Genomic DNA, 20127 nt, shown 5'->3' on the forward strand with positions numbered 1-20127 from the left:
CCATCATCGCCGATCAGACCTTGTCCTGCGGCAGGCCGGCGCGATGGCCGATCACCGAGTAGAACAGGATGTACAGGTAGCAGGGCACCATCAGCAGCACGAACACCAGCTGGAAGTCGATGTGCTGCTTGAGCACGGCGAACAGCTGCGGAATGATCGCGCCGCCGGCAATACCCATCACCAGCAGGGCCGAGCCGGTCTCGGTGAAGCGGCCAAGGCCGCGAATGGCCAGCGGGAAGATCGCCGGCCACATCATGGCGTTGGCGAAGCCCAGCAGGGCCACGAAGGCCACCGATACGTAGCCGTGGGTAGCCCAGGCGCCCAGGCAGAACACCACGCCCAGCACCGCCGAGAAGGTCAGGTAGCGCGACTGCGACACCACGGTGGGAATCACCAGCAGGCCGACCACGTAGCCGACCAGCATCGCGCCCAGAGTGAGCGAGGTGAACATCTTGGTCTGGTCCAGCGGCAGGTCGAAACCATGGCCGTAGGTACCGATCGCATCACCGGCCATCACCTCCACGCCCACGTAGACGAACAGGCACAGCACACCCAGCCACAGATGCGGGAACTGGAAGATGCTGCGGCGCTCGGCGGCACCGGCCGCGACCGGCGTGGCGTTGGCTTCGGACGACTTGATTTCCGGCAGCGGTGAGAACAGCACGGCCACTGCCAGCACCACCAGCAGACCCGCCATGGCCAGATACGGCGTGTGGATCTTGGCAGCGAATTCGTTCAACAACTGCGCCTTGGTGGCTTCATCCGCAGCGGCCACCGTGGCCGAGAGATCACCGATGCCATGCAGCACCACGGTGCCGATCAGCACCGGCGCCAGCATGCCGGCGATCTTGTTGCAGATGCCCATCAGCGCGATGCGGCGTGCCGCCGTCTCGATCGGGCCGAGGATGGAGATGTAGGGGTTGATCGCGGTCTGCAGCAGCGCCAGGCCGCTACCGATCACGAACAGGCCGCCGAGCGCCCCCGGATACCAGCGCTGGGTGGCGAATTCACCGAACAACGCAGCACCACCGGCCATCACCAGCAGGCTCAGGCTGAGGCCCTTCTTCATGCCGGTGCGGCGCAGGATCCACGACGCTGGCAGGGCCAGGAAGAAGTAGGACAGGTAGAACACCATCAGCACCAGGAAGGCGCCGACCTCGCTGAGTTCGAAGGCCAACTTGACGAAGGTGATCAGCGGGCCGTTGAGCCAGGTGAAGAAGCCGATCAGGAAGAACAACACGCCAACGATGGCGATGGAGGTGGCCACGTTCGGGCGCGCGCTTGCAGCGGGGACGGCGGACATCAGGAGGGCTCCTGCGGCGACGGCCGCAGAACGCGGCGTCGGAGAGTGGCTGGGAACAACGTTGTCACATTCTTTCGATGGACAACAGCGGTTTGTCAACTTCCCTGCACGCCCCCGTGAACCTCGTGCTGCACTGCGCAAGCCGATTGCCGTGCACCGCGCTGAATGCGCTGCGGGCCTTGAGCCCCGTGCTGCAACGGTTCCCATGTGAATCCAGCACTCACGCCATGTAAACGTTTACCGCATGCCGCATTCGTTGCGGCGCAGCAACGAAAGTGTCACGAACTCGTTGACATCGTTGTCAGCGGGGTTACAGACTCCGCCCCAATCGCCGCCCCCAATCCCGGGGCCGGCCCCACCTGCAGCAGGAGCCCGCGTGACCGCCAGCCACCCCGCCCCCTCGCATGTCCTGTCCCGCGTCGCGCCCTCGTTCCTGGCCGCGGACGTCGGTGGCACCCATGTGCGCGTGGCCCGGGTCCAGGCCAGCGGTGACACCGCCCATCCGGTGCAGGTGCTGGAATACCGCAAGTACCGCAACGCCGACCATGCCGGCCTCAGCGCGATCCTGTCGGACTTTCTTGGCGAAGGCCCGCGGCCCACGCATTGCGTGGTTGCCAGCGCCGGCTACGCCCGCGAGGACGGCACGGTGATCACCGCCAACCTGCCGTGGCCGCTGTCGGCACGCCAGGTGGAAGCGGACGTCGGCCTGCAGCGGGTCTACATCGTCAACGACTTCGAAGCGGTGGCCTATGCCGCCGCGCAGGTGGACGCCAGCGGCGTGCTGCACCTGTGCGGGCCGGACACCGCCGCGCGTGGCCCGACCCTGGTGGTCGGCCCTGGCACCGGTCTCGGCGCCGCGCTGTGGATTCCCACCGCGCATGGTCCGGTGGTCCTGCCGACCGAAGCCGGCCAGCCGACCCTGGCCGCCAGCACCGAACTGGAAATGGCCATCGTCCGCCACATGCAGCGCGACCGCGCGCACGTGTCGATCGAGCATGCGATCTCCGGCCCGGGCCTGATGAACCTGTACCGTGCGGTGTGCGCGCTGCAGGGCCAGGCACCGACGCTGGCCAGCCCCGATGCGGTCACCGCCGCGGCCATGGCCGATACCGATGCGCATGCGCGCCAGGCGCTGGATGTGTTCTGCGGCCTGCTCGGCAGCACCATCGGCGACATGGCCCTGTTCTATGGTGCCCACGGTGGCGTCTACCTGGCCGGCGGCATCCTGCCGCAGATCCGCGAATACCTGCACGCCAGCACGTTCGTCGAACGCTACCTGCAGAAGGGGCCGATGGGCGAAGCGCTGGCACGCATCCCGGTGAAGGTCGTCGAGCACGGCCAGCTGGGCGTGGTCGGCGCTGCCAGCTGGTACCTGCAGCAGTCGGCCGCCTGACACCGCAACAGGCTTCAACGCAATCGCAGCACGCTGTACGTGGCACGCCAACGCACGGGACTTCGCCGCCGCCCCGCGCCTGTCTTCGCAACCGTAATCGAACACCGCCGCCGGCATCCAATCGAGTGATGAGGAGAGACATCATGAATACCCGCAAGACCCTGCTTTCGGCCGCCATCGTCAGCTGCATCGTCTTCAGTGCGCACGCGCAGCAGGCCGCCCCGACCGCCACCGACCTGGACACCGTGACTGTCACGGGCATCCGTGGTTCGATGGAGAAGTCGCTGGATACCAAGCGCGAAGCCAATGCGCGCGTGGAAGTGGTCACCGCCGAGGACGTGGGCAAGCTGCCGGCGCACAACGTCGCTGACACCCTGCAGCGCCTGCCGGGCGTCAACATCAGTTCGTCCAGCGCCGATGAAGGCGGCTTCGATGAAGCCGACCGTGTCAGCCTGCGCGGCACCAGCCCGAGCCTGACCCAGACCCTGATCAACGGCCACACCGTCGGCTCGGCCGACTGGTTCGTGCTCAGCCAGGGCAACAACGTCGGCCGCAGCGTCAGCTACTCGCTGCTGCCGTCGGAACTGGTCAGCTCGGTGGAAGTGAACAAGTCCTCGCAGGCCAAGCTGCAGGACGGCGGCACCACCGGTACCGTCAACATCATCACCCGCAAGCCGCTGGAATTCTCCAAGCAGTTCACCGCTGAAGGCTCGATCGGCATGGTCCGTTCGGACCAGGCCAAGTCGAACGACCCGCAGTACTCGGCACTGTTCAACTACAAGAACGACGAAGGCACCTTCGGCGTGATGGTGCAGGGCTTCAGCCAGAAGCGCGAACTGCGCCGTGAAGCGCAGGAAATCCCGGGTGGCTTCTTCAAGATCGGCGCGGACGATCCGGTCGCCAAGACCAATCCGGACCTGATCGGCGTCAACGTCCCGGGCCTGCTGGGTTCGACCCTGTTCGAACAGACCCGTGAGCGCAAGGGTGGCCTGGTCTCGCTGCAGTTCAAGCCGAGCGACAGCCTCACCCTGGGCCTGAATGGTTTCAGCTCCGAGCTGAAGGCGAACAACTACAACCGCAACTTCATGATGTTCGGCAACAGCTTCGCCAAGTCGCAGGCGCCGGATCCGGGCTATGTGGTCAAGGACGGCGTGCTGACCAACGCCAACTACAAGGGCGTGCCGGGCACCAACTATGCGGTGTACGACATGATCTACCGCGAGTCGAAGGCCAAGTCGAGCTATGTCACCTTCGATGCCGACTGGCAGATCAGCGACAGCCTGACCGCCAAGTTCCAGGCCGGCAGCACCAAGGGCACCGGCGAGACGCCGCGCCAGTACATCGCCGAGGTCACCCTGGCCAACGGCGGCGGCGCCAGCTGGGCCACCCACGGCAATGGCTCGCCGATCGACTGGAATGTCGGCGGCGACCTCTCGCCCAACGGCGTGACCAGCTTCGGCACCTGGGGCAACCAGCAGGTCACGGCTGAAGACAAGGAGAAGTGGGCCACGCTCGACTTCAACCAGTACTTCAATGATGGCGGCGTGCTGAGCTCGATCGACTTCGGCCTGCGTTTCGCCGACCACAAGCGCGAAGCGCTGTCGCCGGAAGGTGCAACCCCGGGTGACATCTGGAGCGCGCTGAAGAACGGTGCCACGGCCAACTATCCGAGTGGCTTTGCCGGTGACATCGGCGGCACCTTCCCGCGCAACCTCTGGTACTTCACCCCGGGCGCGCTGAAGGACGCCGTGACCAACAACTCCACCTGGCTGGCCGGCAATGATGGCCCGACCGGTCGCCACAACTATGGCGCCGAGTGGAAGGTGAAGGAAAAGAACTTCGCCGGCTACGTGCAGGCCAACTTCCGCGGCGACTGGTGGAGCGGCAACGTCGGCCTGCGCTACGTCAACATCAAGCAGGACATCGACACCTACAACGCCGTCAGCAAGGCTGCCGACGCCGATGTCAGCAGCCTGTTCGGCATGTGGGAGCGCCTGGCCTTCCAGAACAAGCGCAACCGTGTGCTGCCCAGCGCCAACATCAAGTTCGACCTGGACGACTCGCTGGTGCTGCGCGTCGCCGCCTCGCAGACCCAGACCCTGCCGGACTACTCGGCACTGGGCGCCTCCTCGTACGGTTCGGACCTGAACCGCACCGGCGGCGGTGGCAATCCGAACCTCAAGCCGACCCTGTCGACCAACCTGGATGCCAACCTGGAGTGGTACTTCATGCCGCGCGGCCTGCTGTCGGTGGGCGCGTACCACATGAACCTGAAGGACTACATCGCCTTCGACGTGGTCTCGCGCCAGCTGTACAGCGAACTGACCAACCAGCTTGAGACCTACCAGATCTCCACTCCGATCAATGCCGACGGCAAGGTCACCGGCGTGGAAGTGGCCTACGAACAGCCGATCGGCGAGTACTTCGGCGTCAATGCAAACTACACCTACGCCAACGGCACCACCTCGCACACCTGGTCGGACGGCTCGCACAACCTGCTGGGCACCTCGAAGAACACCTACAACGTGGGTGCCTACTTCGAGAACGAGCGCTTTGGCGCCCGCGTCAGCTATACCCGCCGTTCCTCGTTCCTGATCAGCCTGTCGGGCACCAACCCGTACTACCAGGATGACTTCGGCACGCTGTCGGCTTCGCTGAGCTACAAGGCCACCGACTGGCTGAGCATCACCCTGGATGGCCTGAACCTCAACAACCCGACCTACAAGTACTACCAGACCGCGGCCATCCCGACCTCGTTCTACAGCAACGGTCGCCAGTACTACCTCAACTTCCGCTTCAAGTACTGATCCAGCGGCGGCAACATCGCCGAGTCGTGCACGCACGCCGGGCCTGGGTCATTCCGGGCCCGGCGTTTTTCATGTATAGCGTTCATCGCACCGTTCCAAGGAGTCGTTCCGATGGTCAAGCCTTCCCGCGCCCGGATGCGCAGCGCACTGCTGCTGGGCAGCCTGCTCGCGATGTTGCCGGCACTGCCGGCACTCGCCGCCGATCCCACGCCGGCTGCTGAAGCACCGGGTCCGCAGCTGCGTGCCGGCAGCCTGATGCTGATTCCCGCTCCGGCCACGGTGCGGCCCGGCCAGGGCAGCGGCATCACCGTGCGCGCCGATACCGTGCTGCAGGCCGAAGGCGAAGCCGCGCAGCGCGTCGCCAGACAGTTCGCCGATCTACTGGCCCGCAGCGGTGGCCCGCGACTGGCACTGGCCAAGGGCAAGGCCGCAGCCAAGACCGGCAGCATCCGCTTCCAGATCGTCCCGACCTTCCGCGACAGCGGCGAAGGCTATACGCTGGAAAGCACCGCGCAGGGCGTGCTGGTGCAGGCCGGCAACGAAACCGGCCTGTTCTATGGCGCGACCACGCTCGCCCAGCTCGCTACCGGCGGCGGTAACGGAGTGCTGCCAGCGGTGCAGATCCAGGATGCGCCACGCTTCAGCTGGCGCGGTTTCATGCTCGACTCGGCACGGCATTTCCAGAGCCTGGACGAGATCAAGCGCGTGCTCGACGCAATGGCCGCGCACAAGCTCAATACCTTCCACTGGCACCTCACCGATGACCAGGGCTGGCGCATGGAGATCAAGCGCTACCCGAAGCTGACCGAAGTGGGCAGCTGCCGCCTGCCGGCCGGCGACGGTGGCATCGATCCGGCCAGCGGCCAGGAGCATCCGTACTGCGGCTTCTACACGCAGGACCAGATCCGCGAGGTGATCGCCTATGCCGCGAAGCTGCATATCCAGGTGATTCCTGAAATCGACGTGCCCGGCCATGCCACAGCTGCGATTGCCGCGTACCCGGAGCTGGGTTCGATCAACACCCCGCTGAAGCCGATCAGCGAATGGGGCGTGTTCCCGAACCTGTTCAACGTGGAAGACAGCACCGTCACCTTCCTCGAGAACGTGCTGGAGGAAGTGATCGAACTGTTCCCGGCCAGGTACGTGCACGTGGGTGGCGACGAGGCGGTCAAGGACCAGTGGGAAGCCTCGAAGCAGGTACAGCAGCGCATGCGTGCACTGGGCATCAAGGATGAGATGGCCATGCAGAGCCACATCATCAAGCGCCTGGAGACGTTCCTGGAGGAACACGACCGGCGCCTGATCGGCTGGGATGAAATCCTCGAAGGCGGTCTGCCGCCACAGGCCACGGTGATGTCGTGGCAGGGCACCGAAGGTGGCCTGGCTGCGGCCAGTGCCGGGCATGACGTGATCATGTCGCCGGTCGGCTACCTGTACCTGGACTACCTGCAGACGGCCTCACCGAACGAACCGCCGGGCCGTCCGACCCAGGTCAATCTCGGCAAGCTCTACAACTTCGAGCCGGTGCCGGCCGAACTGGCCGCCGACAAGCGCGGGCACATCCTCGGCCTGCAGGCCAACATGTTCACCGAACACACGCGCAGCTATGCACGCCTGCAGCACAACCTGTTCCCGCGCCTGGCCGCCGTGGCCGAGACCGGCTGGAGCACGCCGGAACACCGCGATTTCCGCGATTTCCTCGCACGCCTGCCGGCGCAGCTGCAGCGCTACCGTGCCTGGGGCCTGGCCTATGCGCAGACCCCGTTCGAAGTAGGCGTGGACTACACCGATGATCGCGCGAAGAACACCGTGAGCGTTTCGCTGGCCAATCCGCTGGGTTATGAAGTGCGCTACAGCACCGATGGCCAGCCGGTGACCGCGCAGTCGCCGCTGTACCAGCAGCCGCTGACGGCGCAGCTGCCCGCGACCGTGCGGGCCGCCGCGTTCTACCAGGGCCAGATGCTGGCCGCGAAGCCGACGGTCGCAGACTTCACTGCGCAATCGCTGCTCAGCCGCCGCAGTGATGAACTGCTCAGCTGCGTAGGCAAGAAGGGGCTGGTGCTGCGCCTGGAAGACGATGGCCCACGCGAGGGCGCCCGTGCGGTGTTCAACGTGGACATCTTCCAGCCGTGCTGGCGCTGGCCGCAGGTGCAGCTGGACGGCATCGGCAGCGTGGAAGTGCGTGCAGGTCGCATCCCGTACTACTTCCAGCTGGCCCACGACGAACCCAAGCGTCGCTTCGAGAAGGCCAAGCGCGCGCATGGCGAGATGCTGGTGCGTCGCGGCGACTGCAGCGGCAAGGTGCTGGCCGAAGTGCCGCTGCCGGCCAAGCCGGATGCCGATGGCTTCGTGACCCTGCGTGCGACGCTGCCGAAGGGCACCCAGGGTAACGGCGACCTGTGCATCAACTTCACCGGCGATACGCGCCCGGCGATGTGGGTGCTGGATGAGGTCACGCTGGGGAAATGACGGCGGTTCTGTCCTGGTGGGTGCCGACCTTGGTCGGCACCCCGGGCAGTCCATCCACGCATGGCGTGGATCTACTGAAATTCCATCCACGCGCGGCGTGGATCTACCGGTAGGTGCCAACCTTGGTTGGCACGCCTTTACCCGCGCCAGCGCAGCAGCAGGTCACGCAGCGGGGTCAGTGCCGTAGCCATGCCGGCCAGCACCCCGATCGTATTGGCCAGCGCATCCATCGGGTCAGCAGTGCGGTTGCTGGTCAGCGCGCCCTGCGCGAACTCGATGCCGATCCCCATCAGCACCAGGCCCACGCCTACCCATAGCAGCGGACGTCCGCGCCGGAACAGCTGTACCGCACTGCCCGCCAGAATGAAGTAAGCAAGAAAGTGCTCGCCCTTGTCGCTGTTTTCCGGCAGCGGAATCGGCGGTGGCGGGATCAGGCAGACCACGATCACCAGCAGCACCGCCGTCACCCACAGTGCGGTCCACAACCGTGGCCGCCGCAGCGGCTTGATCACCGGCAACGCGTGGCTCACAGGCGCCAGCTCAGGTCACCCAGCTCGAAGGCCGGCTCGAAGTCGACGCCACGCTGCAGGCCGATCGCCTGGAAGCGCTCGCCCATCTCGGTCGGCAGGGTCAGCTTCTTCACCTGGTCGCGCAGCTGGATGCGGCCGACCTCGTCGGTGCGTTCCTCGGCCAGCAGCAGCACCTGGTCCAGGCCGTTGCCGAGCAGGAAACTGGCTTGGCTGCAGTAGCCGGCCAGCTCGAAGCCACCGTGCAGGCCCGCCTCCGCCATCGCGGTGAAATCCACTGACGCGGTGATGTCCTGCAGGCCCGGCCAACGATGCACGTCGTTGTGCACATGGTGGCGGTAGAACGCGCGCACGGTGCCATCGTCGCGGTCGTGCTGGTAGAACTCGCTGCGGTTGTAGCCGTAATCGACGAACAGCATCGCGCCGCGCTGCAGGCCGCCAGCCACCGCCTGCAGCCAGTACGGCAGCTGCGGCAGCACCTCGGAGCGGTAACCTTCGGCGAAGGGCTTTTCCAGGTAACGCTCGATATGGCGCACCGCACCGTTGAGCAGGATGTCGGCCGGCTGCGCACCCCGGATGAAGTTGCCCTCGGCGTCCAGCTCGACGGTTTCCTCGTAGACCTCGCCGTCCCGGATCAGGAAGCGCGGGGTCGGCAGCGCGTCGATCACCTCGTTGGCGAACACCACACCTTCCCAGTCCTCTTCGAACGGGCGGTCGACCCAGTCCACCCGCGCGGCCAACTCCGCCGGCAGGTTCTGCTGCAGGCGCTGCTGCTGGCGCTCGCGCAGGTCGGCGCTGGGTTCCAGGATCGCGTAGCGCGACGGCAGCGCGTCCAGCTCGGCCAGGCGCAGCAGTACCGCCTCGGCGAAGGCGCCGGTACCGCCGCCCAGTTCCAGCATGCGCGCCTGCGCACCCAGCTGGGCGAACACCGGCGCCAGCGCATTGGCCACACTGCCGGCGAACAGGCTGCCGAGCTCGGGCGCGGTGGTGAAGTCACCACTGCCACCAAACTTGCTGGCGCCGGCGCTGTAATAGCCCCAGCCGGGGGTGTACAGGCACAGCTCCATGAAGCGCGAGAACGGCATTGCCCCGCCCTGCGCAAGGATTTCGGCGCGCAGGGCGGCCGCCAGCTGGTCGCTGTGGGCCAGGGCATCGGCTTCGGGCAGGGGGAAGGTGGGCTGCATGGCGTCTTCGAATGCGGTGACAATGGTGCACAGGATAGCCGAGCCTTGGAGGACCCTCGATGAGCGACACCCACCCCGTGGTCCTGATCACCGGCAGCGCGCGCCGGATCGGTGCGGCCATCGCCCGCCAGTTCCACGCTTGCGGCTGGTCGGTGGTGCTGCATGCCAACACCTCCAGCGCCGAGCTGCAGCAGGCCGCGTTCGATTTCGACAACGTGCGCCCGGGCAGCGTGCTGGCCCTGCAGGCCGACCTGCGTGACGCCGACGCCCTGGCCGACCTGGTGGAACAGGCCGTCACCCACTTCGGCCGGCTGGACGCGCTGGTCAACAACGCCTCCAACTTCTTCCCCACCCCGCTCGGCCAGGTCACCGCCGAGGCGATGGACGAGCTGTATGCGGTCAATGCACGCGCGCCGCTGCTGCTGTCACAGGCGGCGGCGCCCTACCTGCGCCGCCAGCAGGGCTGCATCGTCAACCTGACCGACCTGCACGGCACCGACCCGATGCGCGACCACATCGCCTACACCATGGCCAAGGCCGCGCTGGAGATGGCCACCCGCTCGCTGGCGCTGGAGCTGGCGCCGAAGGTGCGGGTCAATGCGGTGGCGCCCGGTGCGATCCTGTGGCCGGAACAGGGCAAGGACGATTTCGCCCGCGAAGCGCTGCTGGCGCGCACGCCTTTGGCGCGGATCGGTACTGTCGAGGAGATTGCCGAAGCGGTTTACTGGCTGGTGGCCGAAGCCAGCTTCGTCACTGGCCATACCCTGCGCGTGGATGGCGGGCGTACAGTCAGTTGAAATGTTGCCGGGATCCACAATGGGGTCAGATCCCTTTTCCCGCCGGGAAAAGGGATCTGACCCCGTCACCCACCATCATTCCAGGTCCACCACCTCGAACGCCTCGCCAAACTGTCTGTGCGCACGCCACAGCGTGGCCAGGTCCTGCCCGCTGACCGGGTCGATGAAGCCCGGCGCGATGTCGGCCAGCGGCTTCAGCACGAAGGCATGCTTCAGCTCCGGGCGCGGAATGCGCAGGTGGCCGGGACCTTCCACCACCAGATCCCCGTAGAACACCACGTCGATGTCCAGGGTCCGGTCGGAGAAGCGCGGGCCGCTACGATCGCGGCCGTGTGCGTCTTCCAGCGCATGCAGCCAGTCGTCCAGTTCCTGCAGCGGCAGGTCGGTTTCGATCGCCACCGCATTGTTGAGGAAGGCAGGGCCATCGAAGCCGACCGCGGCGGTACGGTAGGCGGGCGACACCTGCAGCGCGCCGAAGCGCTCGCGCAGGGCCGCCACCGCGGCGTGGAGGTAGCGACGGGGCTGGACGTTGCTGCCCAGGCTCAGGAGCACGGTGGTCATGCGGTTCAGGTGACGGCACTTGGGGGGCGTGGACATGCCGTCGTCACGGCGGCCTGCCTACAATCCGGGACGCACATGATAGGGCACCGACATGACCTATTGCGTTGGAATCGAGGTGGACGAAGGCTTGGTCTTCGCTGCCGACACCCGGACCAATGCCTCGCTGGACGATGTGCGCGTGCACCGCAAGCTGCACGTGTTCGAGTACCCCGGCCAGGCAGCCTACGTGCTGATGGCGGCTGGCAACCTGGCCACCACCCAGCTGCTGGTGTCGCGCCTGGGGCGCGACGCCGGTGAACGGCGCACGCCCAACCTGCGCGACATGGCCCACCTGTTCGAAGCCGCCGAGTACGTCGGCCAGCTGCTGGTGGACAGCCAGGTGCACAGCAACCACAGCGAACATGGCCACGATGGGGTCAACACCCAGGCCACGCTGATCTTCGGCGGCCAGATCGCCGGCGAGCGCCCCGGGCTGTACATGATCTATCCGCTCGGCAACGCCATCGCCGCCTCGCCGGAGACGCCGTACCTGCAGATCGGTGAATCCAAGTACGGCAAGCCGATCCTCGACCGCATCCTCAGCCCGGCCACGCACCTGGAAGATGCGGCGCGCACCGCCATCGTCTCGTTGGACTCCACCATCCGTTCCAACCTGTCGGTGGGCCTGCCGATCGACCTCGCGCTGCTGCGCGACGGTGAACTGCGCATCGGCCAGCAGCTGCGGCTGGGCGCGGATTCAGCGCTGTATGCGGACATCCACCAGAACTGGTCACGGCGGCTGGAACAGGCGGTGGACGCCCTGCCGCGCTTTCCGTGGGAAACCGCCGAACGGTAGTGCCGGCCGCTGGCCGGCAACCGCAGTGATCCCACCGCACGCGGATGCCGGCCAGCGGCCGGCACTACCGCGGCATCAGCCCAGCGCTTCGGCCACTGCGCGAAACACCTGCTGCATCTGCAGCGGCTTGCGCAGCACATGCACCTCAACACCGGCAGGGAACGCGTCGGCGGGCACCGCTATCGCCGCATCCTCCAGCACCAGCGCCGGACCGCGATAGCCCAGCGTGGCCATCTCGCCCAGCAGCTGGCTGGCCGGCAGCAACTTCGAGCCGGCGTCGGCAATCACCAGCGCCGGCATCGCCTCCTGCTGCATCCAGCGCAGCGCCGCCGGGCCATCGGAGGCCAGCTGCAGCTGATATCCCTGGCTGGACAGTGCGTTGCCAAGCAGCGACAGGCGCGTGGCCTCGCCGTCGACCACCAGGATCGACTGGCCACTGCCCAGGGCCACCAGCTGCTCGACAGGCTCGCTGCCATCAATGGCCTCATGCATCGGCAGTCGCAGTTCGAAGCAGGTGCCCTGCCCCGGCTGGCTGCTGACATGGATGCTGCCGCCGGCACCTTCGACGATGCGCTTGCAGGAAATCAGGCCCAGGCCGGTGCCATCGGCCTTGGTGGTGAAGAACGGATTGAACAGGTGCGACAGCGTGTCCGCATCCATGCCGATGCCTTCATCGGCCACGCAGATCTGCATCCAGTCCACGCCATCGCGCTCGCCGGCATGGCTGGCGGTCAGGCTCAGTCGGCCGCCGTTGGGCATCGCCTGGATCGCGTTGAGCGCCAGGTTCAACATCACCTGCTGCAACTCGGTGTAGTTGGCATCGACCACCAGGCCTTCGTCCTGCACCTGCAGTTCCAGGCGCACGGCATCGGGCACGTTGCTGCGCAACAGCAGTGCCACCGCATCGAACAGGCCATCGATCTCGATGCGCTCGCTCGGCTTGCGCGAACCGCGCACGAACGACAGCATCGATTCGGCCATCTCGTGGCCACGGCGGCCACACTCGGCGATGACGTCGGCCAGGTGGTGCAGCTGCGGATCGTCGGTGCGCGCCTTCAGCAGGTCCGGCATGATCAGCAACGGCTGCAGGATGTTGCGCAGGTCGTGGCTGAGGCCGGCGGCAAGCAGCGACAGGCTTTCCAGGCGCTGCGCGCGCATCAGTTCGGTTTCCACCCGTGCACGCTCCACCGCGCTGCGTGCATCGCGGATCGCACGCGCCACCGCCGACGGCAGGCGCGCCGGCAGATGCTTGATGATGTAGTCATTGGCGCCCTTCTGCAGCGCCGCCACCGCGTTCTCCTCACCCATGGTGCCGGAGACGAAGATGAAGGGCACTTCCGGCGATGTCTCGCGCACGATGCGCAGCGCGTCATCACCGGAGAACCCCGGCATGCTCAGGTCGGACAGCACGATGTCCGGCTGGAACGCAGCCAGTGCCTGGCGCAGTTCCGCCTCGCTCTCGACACGCTCGAAGCGGGCTTCCAGGCCCGCGTCGAGCATCTGTTCGGACATCAGCTCGGCATCTTCCGGTGAGTCTTCCACCAGCAGGATGCGCAGCGCCCCCAGGGCGGAACCGGTCAGGGGCATGGGCTCACTCGAGTTCCGGTGCCTGGTTGATCAACGCCCAGAACTTGCCCAGGGTCTGCACCGCGCCGAAGAACTGGTCCACGTCCACCGGCTTGACCACGTAGGCGTTCACGCCCATGTCCCAGCTGCGGGCCAGATCGCTTTCCTCGCGCGAGGACGACAGGATCACCACCGGCAGGCGCTTGAGTTCTTCGTGCTCGCGGATCTGCCGCAGCACTTCCAGGCCATCCATGCGCGGCATCTTGATGTCCAGCAGCAGCACTGCCGGCAGGCCTTCCTCGCGATTGGCGAAGGCACCGCGGCGCAGCAGGTAGTCCATCACTTCCACGCCGTCTTCGACGTGCACGATGGGATTGGCCAGACGCGCCTCTTCCAGGGCGTCGATCGCCATTTCGGCATCAGCCGGGCTGTCTTCGGCGAGAAGAATGGTGCGCAGAGTGGTCATGCAGAAGGCCCTTGTTTGTCCGCGTCGATCGCGGGAGGCAGATAGAAGTGGAAGGTGGCGCCGACGTCCGGTTCAGCCTCGGCCCAGATACGGCCGCCATGACGGGTCAGCACGCGACGCACGCTGGCCAGGCCGATGCCGGTACCCGGGTAGTCACTGGCCTTGTGCAGGCGTTGGAACACACCAAACAGCTTGCCGGCGTAGGCCATGTCAAAGCCTGCACCATTGTCGCTGACCGTGAACTGATGGCCGCCATCGGGCTGCGGCTGGTAATCCACGCGGATCTTCGCCGGCTCGCGGTTGCCCGAGTACTTCACCGCGTTGCCGAGCAGGTTCAGCCAGACTTGGCGGATCATGTTCTCATCGCCCACCACGATCGGCAGCGGCGCGATGCTCCACTCCACGTGGTGCGCATGGCCGCTGTTCTCTGCTTCGGCCTGCAGGTTGGAATCGAGCATGGCGCGGGTATCGGCCACCAGCGACTGCATGTCCACCGCCTGCTGGCGCATCGCCGCGCGGCCCAGCCGCGAGTAGACCAGCAGGTCGTCGATCAGCGCCGCCATGCGCCGGGCCGAACTGGAGATCACTTCCAGGTAATGGCGGCTCTTGTCATCGGCGGCCTCGCCGAGGTGGCGCGACAGCTTGTCGGAGAATCCGGCCACGTGGCGAAGCGGCGCACGCAGGTCATGCGAAACCGAGTAGCTGAAGGCCTCCAGCTCGCGGTTGACCTCGGATACCTGCGCAACCTTGCCTTCCAGCTGGCGGTTCAGCTCTTCCACGCGCAGCTGCACTGCGCGCTGCATGGTGACGTCGCTGATGGTCAGCAGCACCACTTCGTCGTCGGTGTCGGGCAACGGCATGCGCCGCGCGTTGAGCAGCATGTAGCGCACCATGCCGTCGGCGGTGCGCTGCTCGTGCTCGAAGTCCCAGAGTTCGCGACCGCGCGACAGCACGTCAGCCAGGCGCTGCCGGACCACCGGGTCCTGCCAGGCGTTGTCGCCCACGGTTTCCAGCAGCAGGCCGTCGGCACGTTCGTCCTGCAGGCCGTACAGCTCAGCGAATGCCGGGTTGTGCAGCTGCACGCGCAGGTCGCGGTCGAGCAGCACGATCGGTTCGCGCACGGTCTGCAGCACCGACGCCGCGCGTGCAGCCGAGCGCAGCGATTGCCGCTCCGCATGCAGGCGGCGGCCGATCTGCCGCTGCAGCAGCCACAGCACCAGGCCGAGCAGCGCCAGCTGGATCACCAGCGAACTCCACGACACCAGTTCAGTCTGCTTGCGCTGGCGCGCGGCCTGCTCGGCGCGCAGCGCCAGCAGCTTCTGCTCGCTGGCCTGCAGCTCTTCCACCAGGCCCCGGATCGGGTAACGCGTGCTCAGGTCCTGCACCAGCTCACGCTGATCGCTGTTCGGTTCGGACCGGGCCAGCTCGCGGGCCACGGCCAAGCGACCGTCCAGCATCGATTCGATGCGGCCAATGCGGATCAGCTGATCCGGATTGTCGCGGGTCATCCGGCCCAGTTCGGCCAGGCGCCCGGGGATCTCGTTGGCCTTGGCCATGCGCTCGCGCAGGCCGGGGGCATCCACGCCCTTGGACAGGGTCAATGCCGCCGATTCGACATCGCGCACGTCGGCCTGCAGCTGTTGCAGCGCCACGCCAACGGCCTGGGTATGGTTGACCCAAGCCATCGCCTGTTCGCTGTCCTGCTGCAGTTTGCGCAGGGTCAACCACGGCACCACGATGATCGCGGCAGCGGCCAGCGCCAGGGCCGGCAACCGCCAGCGGTCCCAGATGTCGTCACTGAAAACCAGCGCCATAGTTCCTCGTCAGCACAGCCGCGAAGCGTGGTCCGGGGCGAGCCCGGCTGCGGCGGAACCGGCAATATAGCGCAGGCGGTCACAACTCTGGAGTTTCCAGCGGCGTTGCCTGAACGGGTTCGGAATCCGATGCTGTAGCGCCGAGCCCACGCTCGGCGCTACACAGCAGCGGGCGCCCCATGCCGGGGCGCCCACCGGGGTCAGCGCTTGGCAGCGGCGCTGACCTTCAATGCGGCGGCATCGACGCGGGTCACGCCCTTGATGCCCTTGGCGGTGGTGACCGCCTTGTCCTTCTCGGCCTGGGTGGCCACGGCACCGCTCAGGCTGACCACGCCATTCACGGTTTCCACCTTGATTTCAGTGCCCGGAACGTTGCTGCTGGCCAGCAGATCGGCCTTCACCTTGGTGGTGATCCAGGTATCGGTCACCGGCTCGTTGGAGTCATGGCGATCGGCATGGGTCGTCGGATGGGTGCTGGTCGGCGGGCTCTTCGCGGCCGGGTCCTTGGCGAATGCAGCCGAGGAGGACAGCGCCAGGCCCAGGGTCAGGGCGGAAGCAATCAGCGTGCGGGTGGTATTGCTCATCGTGTCGTACTCCTTCGGGATGTGCTGCCAGTCTGGACAAGCCGCCGTAGAGCAGGCGTAGCGTTGCGGTCATGCCGCCGTGAATCGAAACGTTTCCAACGGCAACGGTTCAGTTTTGGACGGCCAGCACCCGTCGTTTACCCTGCCCTTCCCACTGCCGGAGCCCTGCCATGCGCCCCGACCTGCAACTGGCCCTGATCGGCTACGGCCTCGCCGGCCGCGTCTTCCATGCGCCACTGATCCAGCACACGCCCGGGCTGGTGCTGCACAGCATCGTCAGTTCGCAACGCGACACCCTGCTGCGCGCGTTCAGCGACGTGCACGTGCGCGCCACGCCGCAGGAGGTGTTCGACGATCCAGCAGTGGATGCGGTGGTGATCGCCACACCGAACGAACAGCACGCGCCGCTGGCGATCGCCGCGCTGGCGGCGGGCAAGCACGTGCTGGTCGACAAGCCGTTCGCGCTGGATGTGGCCGAAGCGGAAACGGTGCTGGCTGCGGCGCGCGATGCCGGACGCATCGCGACCGTGTTCCAGAACCGGCGCTTCGATGCCGACTTCCTCACGCTGCAGGCGCTGCTGGGCGAAGGCACACTCGGTGACGTGGCCGAGTGCCATGCACACTTCGACCGTTACCGCCCGCAGGTACGCGACCGCTGGCGCGAGCAGGACGGGCCGGGTAGTGGCCTGTGGTACGACCTCGGCCCGCACCTGCTCGACCAGATGCTGGTGCTGTTCGGCTGGCCCGAGGCGATCGATGCCGATCTGGCCGTGCAGCGCGAAGGCGGCAGCGGCATCGATTACTTCCACGCGGTACTGCACTACCCGCGGCATCGCGCGATCGTGCATGCCGGTTCGCTGGTAGCGGCGCCCACGCCGCACTTCGCAGTGCATGGCCGCGATGGCAGCTGGATCAAGCACGGACTGGATGTGCAGGAAGCGCAGCTGCGCCGTGGCGTGGCACCGGGCGCGCCGGGCTGGGGCATTGATCCGCGGCATGGCGAGCTGCTGCGCTGCGACGCCGAGGACAACGTGCAGCGCACGACGGTCGACAACCTGCCGGGCGACTACCGGCGGTTGTATGCGCAGTTCGCGGCGGCGATGCACGGCGATGGCGAAGCCACGGTCAGCCCGGTGCAGGCGCTGCAGCTGATGCGGTTGCTGCAGGCCGGCATGGACAGCGCGCGCGAAGGGCGGCGGGTGCAGTTGGGATGACCGGCAGGGCTGCGCCCTGCACCCGCAGAAGCGGTAGTGCCGGCCGCTGGCCGGCAACCTCAACAGCAACAGCAACAGCAAAAGCCGGCCATCCGTGAGATGGCGGGGTGGGTCCGGTTGCGGGGGACGCCGTAAATACGTCCCTGTAGGCTCGGTCGCGCCTTGCTCGTGTGCGCTGTCCTGCGCACACGGCAAGACCGGGGTTGGGCGTCCTGCCCAACCCGCCCGAGGCATGCCTCGGGCCCATGGCGCTCACGTCCCCGCAACCGGACCCACCCCGCCTTCGACAGATTCCCGCGCCCGACGGTAGGTGTCGACCTTGGTCGACACATCGACGTGGAAACGATCGGAAACGGCTTTTGTAGAGTCGAGCCATGCTCGACTGGCTGCATGGGGTCAGAGCCCTTTCCTGCGGAAAGGGATCCGACCCCGGCTTAGTGCTTACGACTTCTTGATGGCGTGGCCGCCGAATTCATTGCGCATCGCCGACAGCAGGCGATCGGTGAACGAATTCGATTCACGCGAACGCAGGCGTTCGAGCAGCGACAGCGTGATCACCGGCGCCGGCACGTCCAGCGCGATGGCTTCGGCGACGGTCCAGCGGCCTTCACCGGAGTCTTCCACGTACGGTGCGATGCCATCCAGCGAGGGATTGCGCTTGAGGGCTTCGGTGCTCAGGTCCAGCAGCCAGGAACGCACCACGCTGCCGTGGCGCCACACCTCGGCCACCTGCGCCAGGTCCAGCTCCATCTCCTGCTTGCGCTCCATCAGCGCGAAACCTTCGGCATAGGCCTGCATCATTCCGTACTCGATGCCGTTGTGGACCATCTTGGTGAAGTGGCCGGCGCCGGACGGGCCGACACGCGCCCAGCCGCGGTCTTCGGCCGGGGCCAGCGTGCGCAGCAGCGGTGCGATCTGCTCCACCACGGACGCTTCGCCACCGACCATCAGGCTGTAGCCTTCCTGCAGGCCCCACACGCCACCGCTGGTGCCGCAGTCGACGTAGCCCAGGTCGTCCTCGGACAGCGCCTTGGCGCGGCGGATCGAGTCCTGGTAGTTGGAGTTGCCGCCGTCGATGACGATGTCCCCCTCGGCCAGGTGTGGGGTCAGCTGGCCCAGCGTCTGGTCGACGGTTTCGCCGGCCGGCACCATCAGCCACACCACGCGCGGTACCGGCAGCGCGGCCACGGCGGCGGCCAGCGAATCAACCACCTCCAGGCCGGCCTCCGCGGCGCGCTGGCGGGCGCCTTCGCCCGGGTCGTAGCCGACCACGCGGTGGCCGCCGCGATGCAGGCGCTGGGCCATGTTGGCGCCCATGCGGCCGAGGCCGATCATTGCAATGTCCATTGTTTCACCTTCAGTTGGGGTCTAGGGTCAGGCTGCCTGGCCTGCCGGTAGCCGCGCAGTGGCGCAGCTGCGCCTCGCGCCAACGCCGGTAGAGCGTGGTATGCAGATTGTGCACCGCCAGGTCGATCGAAAACGGCGTGCGCGGATTACGATCGAGCAGGCGGGCGATGTGGTAGCCGATGGGACGTATACCGCGCGGATGCACATAGATCACGAACTGCTGGTAGAACGGATCGTCCAGCAGCTGGTCCATGCGTGCCAGCGTGTCGTGGTAGCGCGGCGCCAGCCGTGCGCGCAGGTGTGGATCGCGGTCGAACAGCAGGCGCTCGAAGTAGCGCTGGCCGATGCGCGGGATGTCCTGCGCCAGTTTCCACAGCTCGGCATTGCGCTGGTCGTACCAGGCCAGGCCGCCGTGCAGCTGCAACGCCTGCGCAGCACCCTCGCCCACCTCGACCACCACGAAGTTCTCGGCCTGGTTGCTCAGGTCGTCCAGCATGCCCTTGTCGTACACATGTTCGATGAAACCGGGCACGCCGACGAACGCCTGCCGCCCCATCGCCGACGTGCGCACCGCCTTGCCGTCGGCGAAGAAATCGCCAGCATGCGCGCCGAGCAGGATGCTGTCGGTATCGTGCAGCGCGAGGAAGGTGCCGATCGACAGTTCATCCGCTGCGAACTCCGTATCGAACGCGGTATCGCCATACAGCTCGCGCTGGGTGGCCAGCTGCGCGACCTGGCGGCCGACACCGCATTCGGCACGCACGCTACCGCTGTAGAACGCCTGCAGCGCATGGCTGTTGCCCGCACTGGGCACGAAGCCGCGACCAAAACTGCGCGTACGCTGCCAGCCTTGTGCCGGCGCGCCACCCAGACCAAAGCCGATCCAGCCCAGCTGCGGGCCGGAGAAACGGAACGTGGCATTGCCCTGCAATGCCGAGGTCGCGCGCCGCGTGGCCGCCCCCAGCTCGAAGGCATAGGCACAGACCGTGGCAGGGTCTTCCAGCAGCTGCTGCAGCAGTGCCTGTCGTTCGCCCGCAGGCAGATCCGTCGGCCAGCGTACGCGCAGATCACCCGCTGCCTGCGCCGCGGCGAGCGAGGCACGCGTACACACCGGCCCCTTGAGTACCTGCGGCGCACGGAGATCCGCGTCTTCGAAGCGCCACCCCAGCCGCTGCAGCAGGCCCTGCGCACAGTCCAGGGATGACGCCGTGGCGCCCCACGCTGGCACCAGCAGCAGGGCCATACCCAGCCACTTGCCGC

16 protein-coding genes are annotated in these 20127 nt (G+C 66.8%); 6 read left to right on the plus strand and 10 right to left on the minus strand.

All coding sequences use genetic code 11. The annotated features are described in order from the left end of the window. Positions 1 to 13: 13 nt before the first annotated feature. Positions 14 to 1303, minus strand: a complete 1290-nt coding sequence (locus DFO63_RS08830) for a sugar MFS transporter (protein WP_119006783.1) — start codon at positions 1301 to 1303, stop codon at positions 14 to 16. Positions 1304 to 1679: 376 nt separating this feature from the next. Between DFO63_RS08830 and DFO63_RS08835 the strand changes: the two genes are divergently transcribed. The 3 genes from DFO63_RS08835 (at position 1680) to DFO63_RS08845 (ending at position 7972) form a co-directional block, all read left to right on the plus strand. Continuing rightward, positions 1680 to 2696: a glucokinase family protein gene (locus DFO63_RS08835; RefSeq protein ID WP_049442849.1), complete on the plus strand. Its 1017-nt coding sequence runs from the start codon at positions 1680 to 1682 to the stop codon at positions 2694 to 2696. 143 nt (positions 2697 to 2839) lie between these two features. Continuing rightward, positions 2840 to 5503 carry a TonB-dependent receptor gene (locus DFO63_RS08840; RefSeq protein WP_119006784.1) on the plus strand — a complete coding sequence of 888 codons (2664 nt, stop codon included), beginning with the start codon at positions 2840 to 2842 and terminating at the stop codon, positions 5501 to 5503. A gap of 111 nt (positions 5504 to 5614) precedes the next feature. After that, entirely contained in the window at positions 5615 to 7972 is a 2358-nt protein-coding gene (locus DFO63_RS08845) for a family 20 glycosylhydrolase (RefSeq protein ID WP_119006785.1), read from the plus strand. 137 nt (positions 7973 to 8109) lie between these two features. On the opposite strand, the gene DFO63_RS08850 is transcribed toward DFO63_RS08845, so the two are convergent. Continuing rightward, complete coding sequence (locus DFO63_RS08850) at positions 8110 to 8502, minus strand: VanZ family protein (protein ID WP_101766087.1); 393 nt, start codon at positions 8500 to 8502, stop codon at positions 8110 to 8112. Beyond that, positions 8499 to 9683, minus strand: coding sequence for an SAM-dependent methyltransferase (locus DFO63_RS08855; protein WP_119006786.1), 1185 nt, complete (start codon positions 9681 to 9683; stop codon positions 8499 to 8501). Before DFO63_RS08855 ends, DFO63_RS08850 begins: the two co-directional genes overlap by 4 nt. Positions 9684 to 9742: 59 nt before the next feature. On the opposite strand from DFO63_RS08855, the gene DFO63_RS08860 reads away from it, so the two are divergent. Continuing rightward, positions 9743 to 10480: a pteridine reductase gene (locus tag DFO63_RS08860; RefSeq protein ID WP_024957037.1), complete on the plus strand. Its 738-nt coding sequence runs from the start codon at positions 9743 to 9745 to the stop codon at positions 10478 to 10480. Positions 10481 to 10555: 75 nt separating this feature from the next. On the opposite strand, the gene folK is transcribed toward DFO63_RS08860, so the two are convergent. Next, entirely contained in the window at positions 10556 to 11041 is a 486-nt protein-coding gene (folK, locus tag DFO63_RS08865; protein ID WP_032130416.1) for a 2-amino-4-hydroxy-6-hydroxymethyldihydropteridine diphosphokinase, read from the minus strand. A gap of 91 nt (positions 11042 to 11132) precedes the next feature. Between folK and DFO63_RS08870 the strand changes: the two genes are divergently transcribed. Beyond that, positions 11133 to 11876: a 20S proteasome subunit A/B gene (locus DFO63_RS08870; RefSeq protein WP_119006787.1), complete on the plus strand. Its 744-nt coding sequence runs from the start codon at positions 11133 to 11135 to the stop codon at positions 11874 to 11876. A 75-nt stretch (positions 11877 to 11951) separates the two neighbouring features. On the opposite strand, the gene DFO63_RS08875 is transcribed toward DFO63_RS08870, so the two are convergent. The 4 genes from DFO63_RS08875 to DFO63_RS08890 form a co-directional block, all read right to left on the minus strand. Further along, positions 11952 to 13463, minus strand: a complete 1512-nt coding sequence (locus DFO63_RS08875) for an ATP-binding protein (RefSeq protein ID WP_049442843.1) — start codon at positions 13461 to 13463, stop codon at positions 11952 to 11954. Between the two features lie 4 nt (positions 13464 to 13467). After that, a complete protein-coding gene (locus DFO63_RS08880; RefSeq protein ID WP_005411057.1) occupies positions 13468 to 13908 on the minus strand; it encodes a response regulator in 441 nt (146 codons plus the stop codon). Continuing rightward, the gene (locus tag DFO63_RS08885) at positions 13905 to 15722 is read right to left on the minus strand and encodes an ATP-binding protein (RefSeq protein WP_101766089.1); all 1818 of its coding nucleotides are present in this window, start codon (positions 15720 to 15722) and stop codon (positions 13905 to 13907) included. The genes DFO63_RS08880 and DFO63_RS08885 overlap by 4 nt, the downstream gene beginning before the upstream one ends. Before the next feature lie 200 nt (positions 15723 to 15922). Further along, positions 15923 to 16306, minus strand: a complete 384-nt coding sequence (locus DFO63_RS08890) for a BON domain-containing protein (protein WP_014038506.1) — start codon at positions 16304 to 16306, stop codon at positions 15923 to 15925. A 170-nt stretch (positions 16307 to 16476) separates the two neighbouring features. Between DFO63_RS08890 and DFO63_RS08895 the strand changes: the two genes are divergently transcribed. After that, a complete protein-coding gene (locus tag DFO63_RS08895) occupies positions 16477 to 17520 on the plus strand; it encodes an oxidoreductase (protein WP_101766090.1) in 1044 nt (347 codons plus the stop codon). Between the two features lie 441 nt (positions 17521 to 17961). Here DFO63_RS08895 and gnd read toward each other — a convergent pair whose 3' ends face one another. Beyond that, positions 17962 to 18867 carry a phosphogluconate dehydrogenase (NAD(+)-dependent, decarboxylating) gene (gene gnd, locus DFO63_RS08900; RefSeq protein ID WP_049442839.1) on the minus strand — a complete coding sequence of 302 codons (906 nt, stop codon included), beginning with the start codon at positions 18865 to 18867 and terminating at the stop codon, positions 17962 to 17964. A 10-nt stretch (positions 18868 to 18877) separates the two neighbouring features. Beyond that, positions 18878 to 20110, minus strand: a complete 1233-nt coding sequence (locus DFO63_RS08905; protein ID WP_182474397.1) for a hypothetical protein — start codon at positions 20108 to 20110, stop codon at positions 18878 to 18880. Positions 20111 to 20127 lie beyond the last annotated feature (17 nt).

The sequence above is a fragment of the Stenotrophomonas sp. AG209 genome (genome assembly GCF_003550055.1).
Classification (GTDB): Bacteria; Pseudomonadota; Gammaproteobacteria; order Xanthomonadales; family Xanthomonadaceae; genus Stenotrophomonas.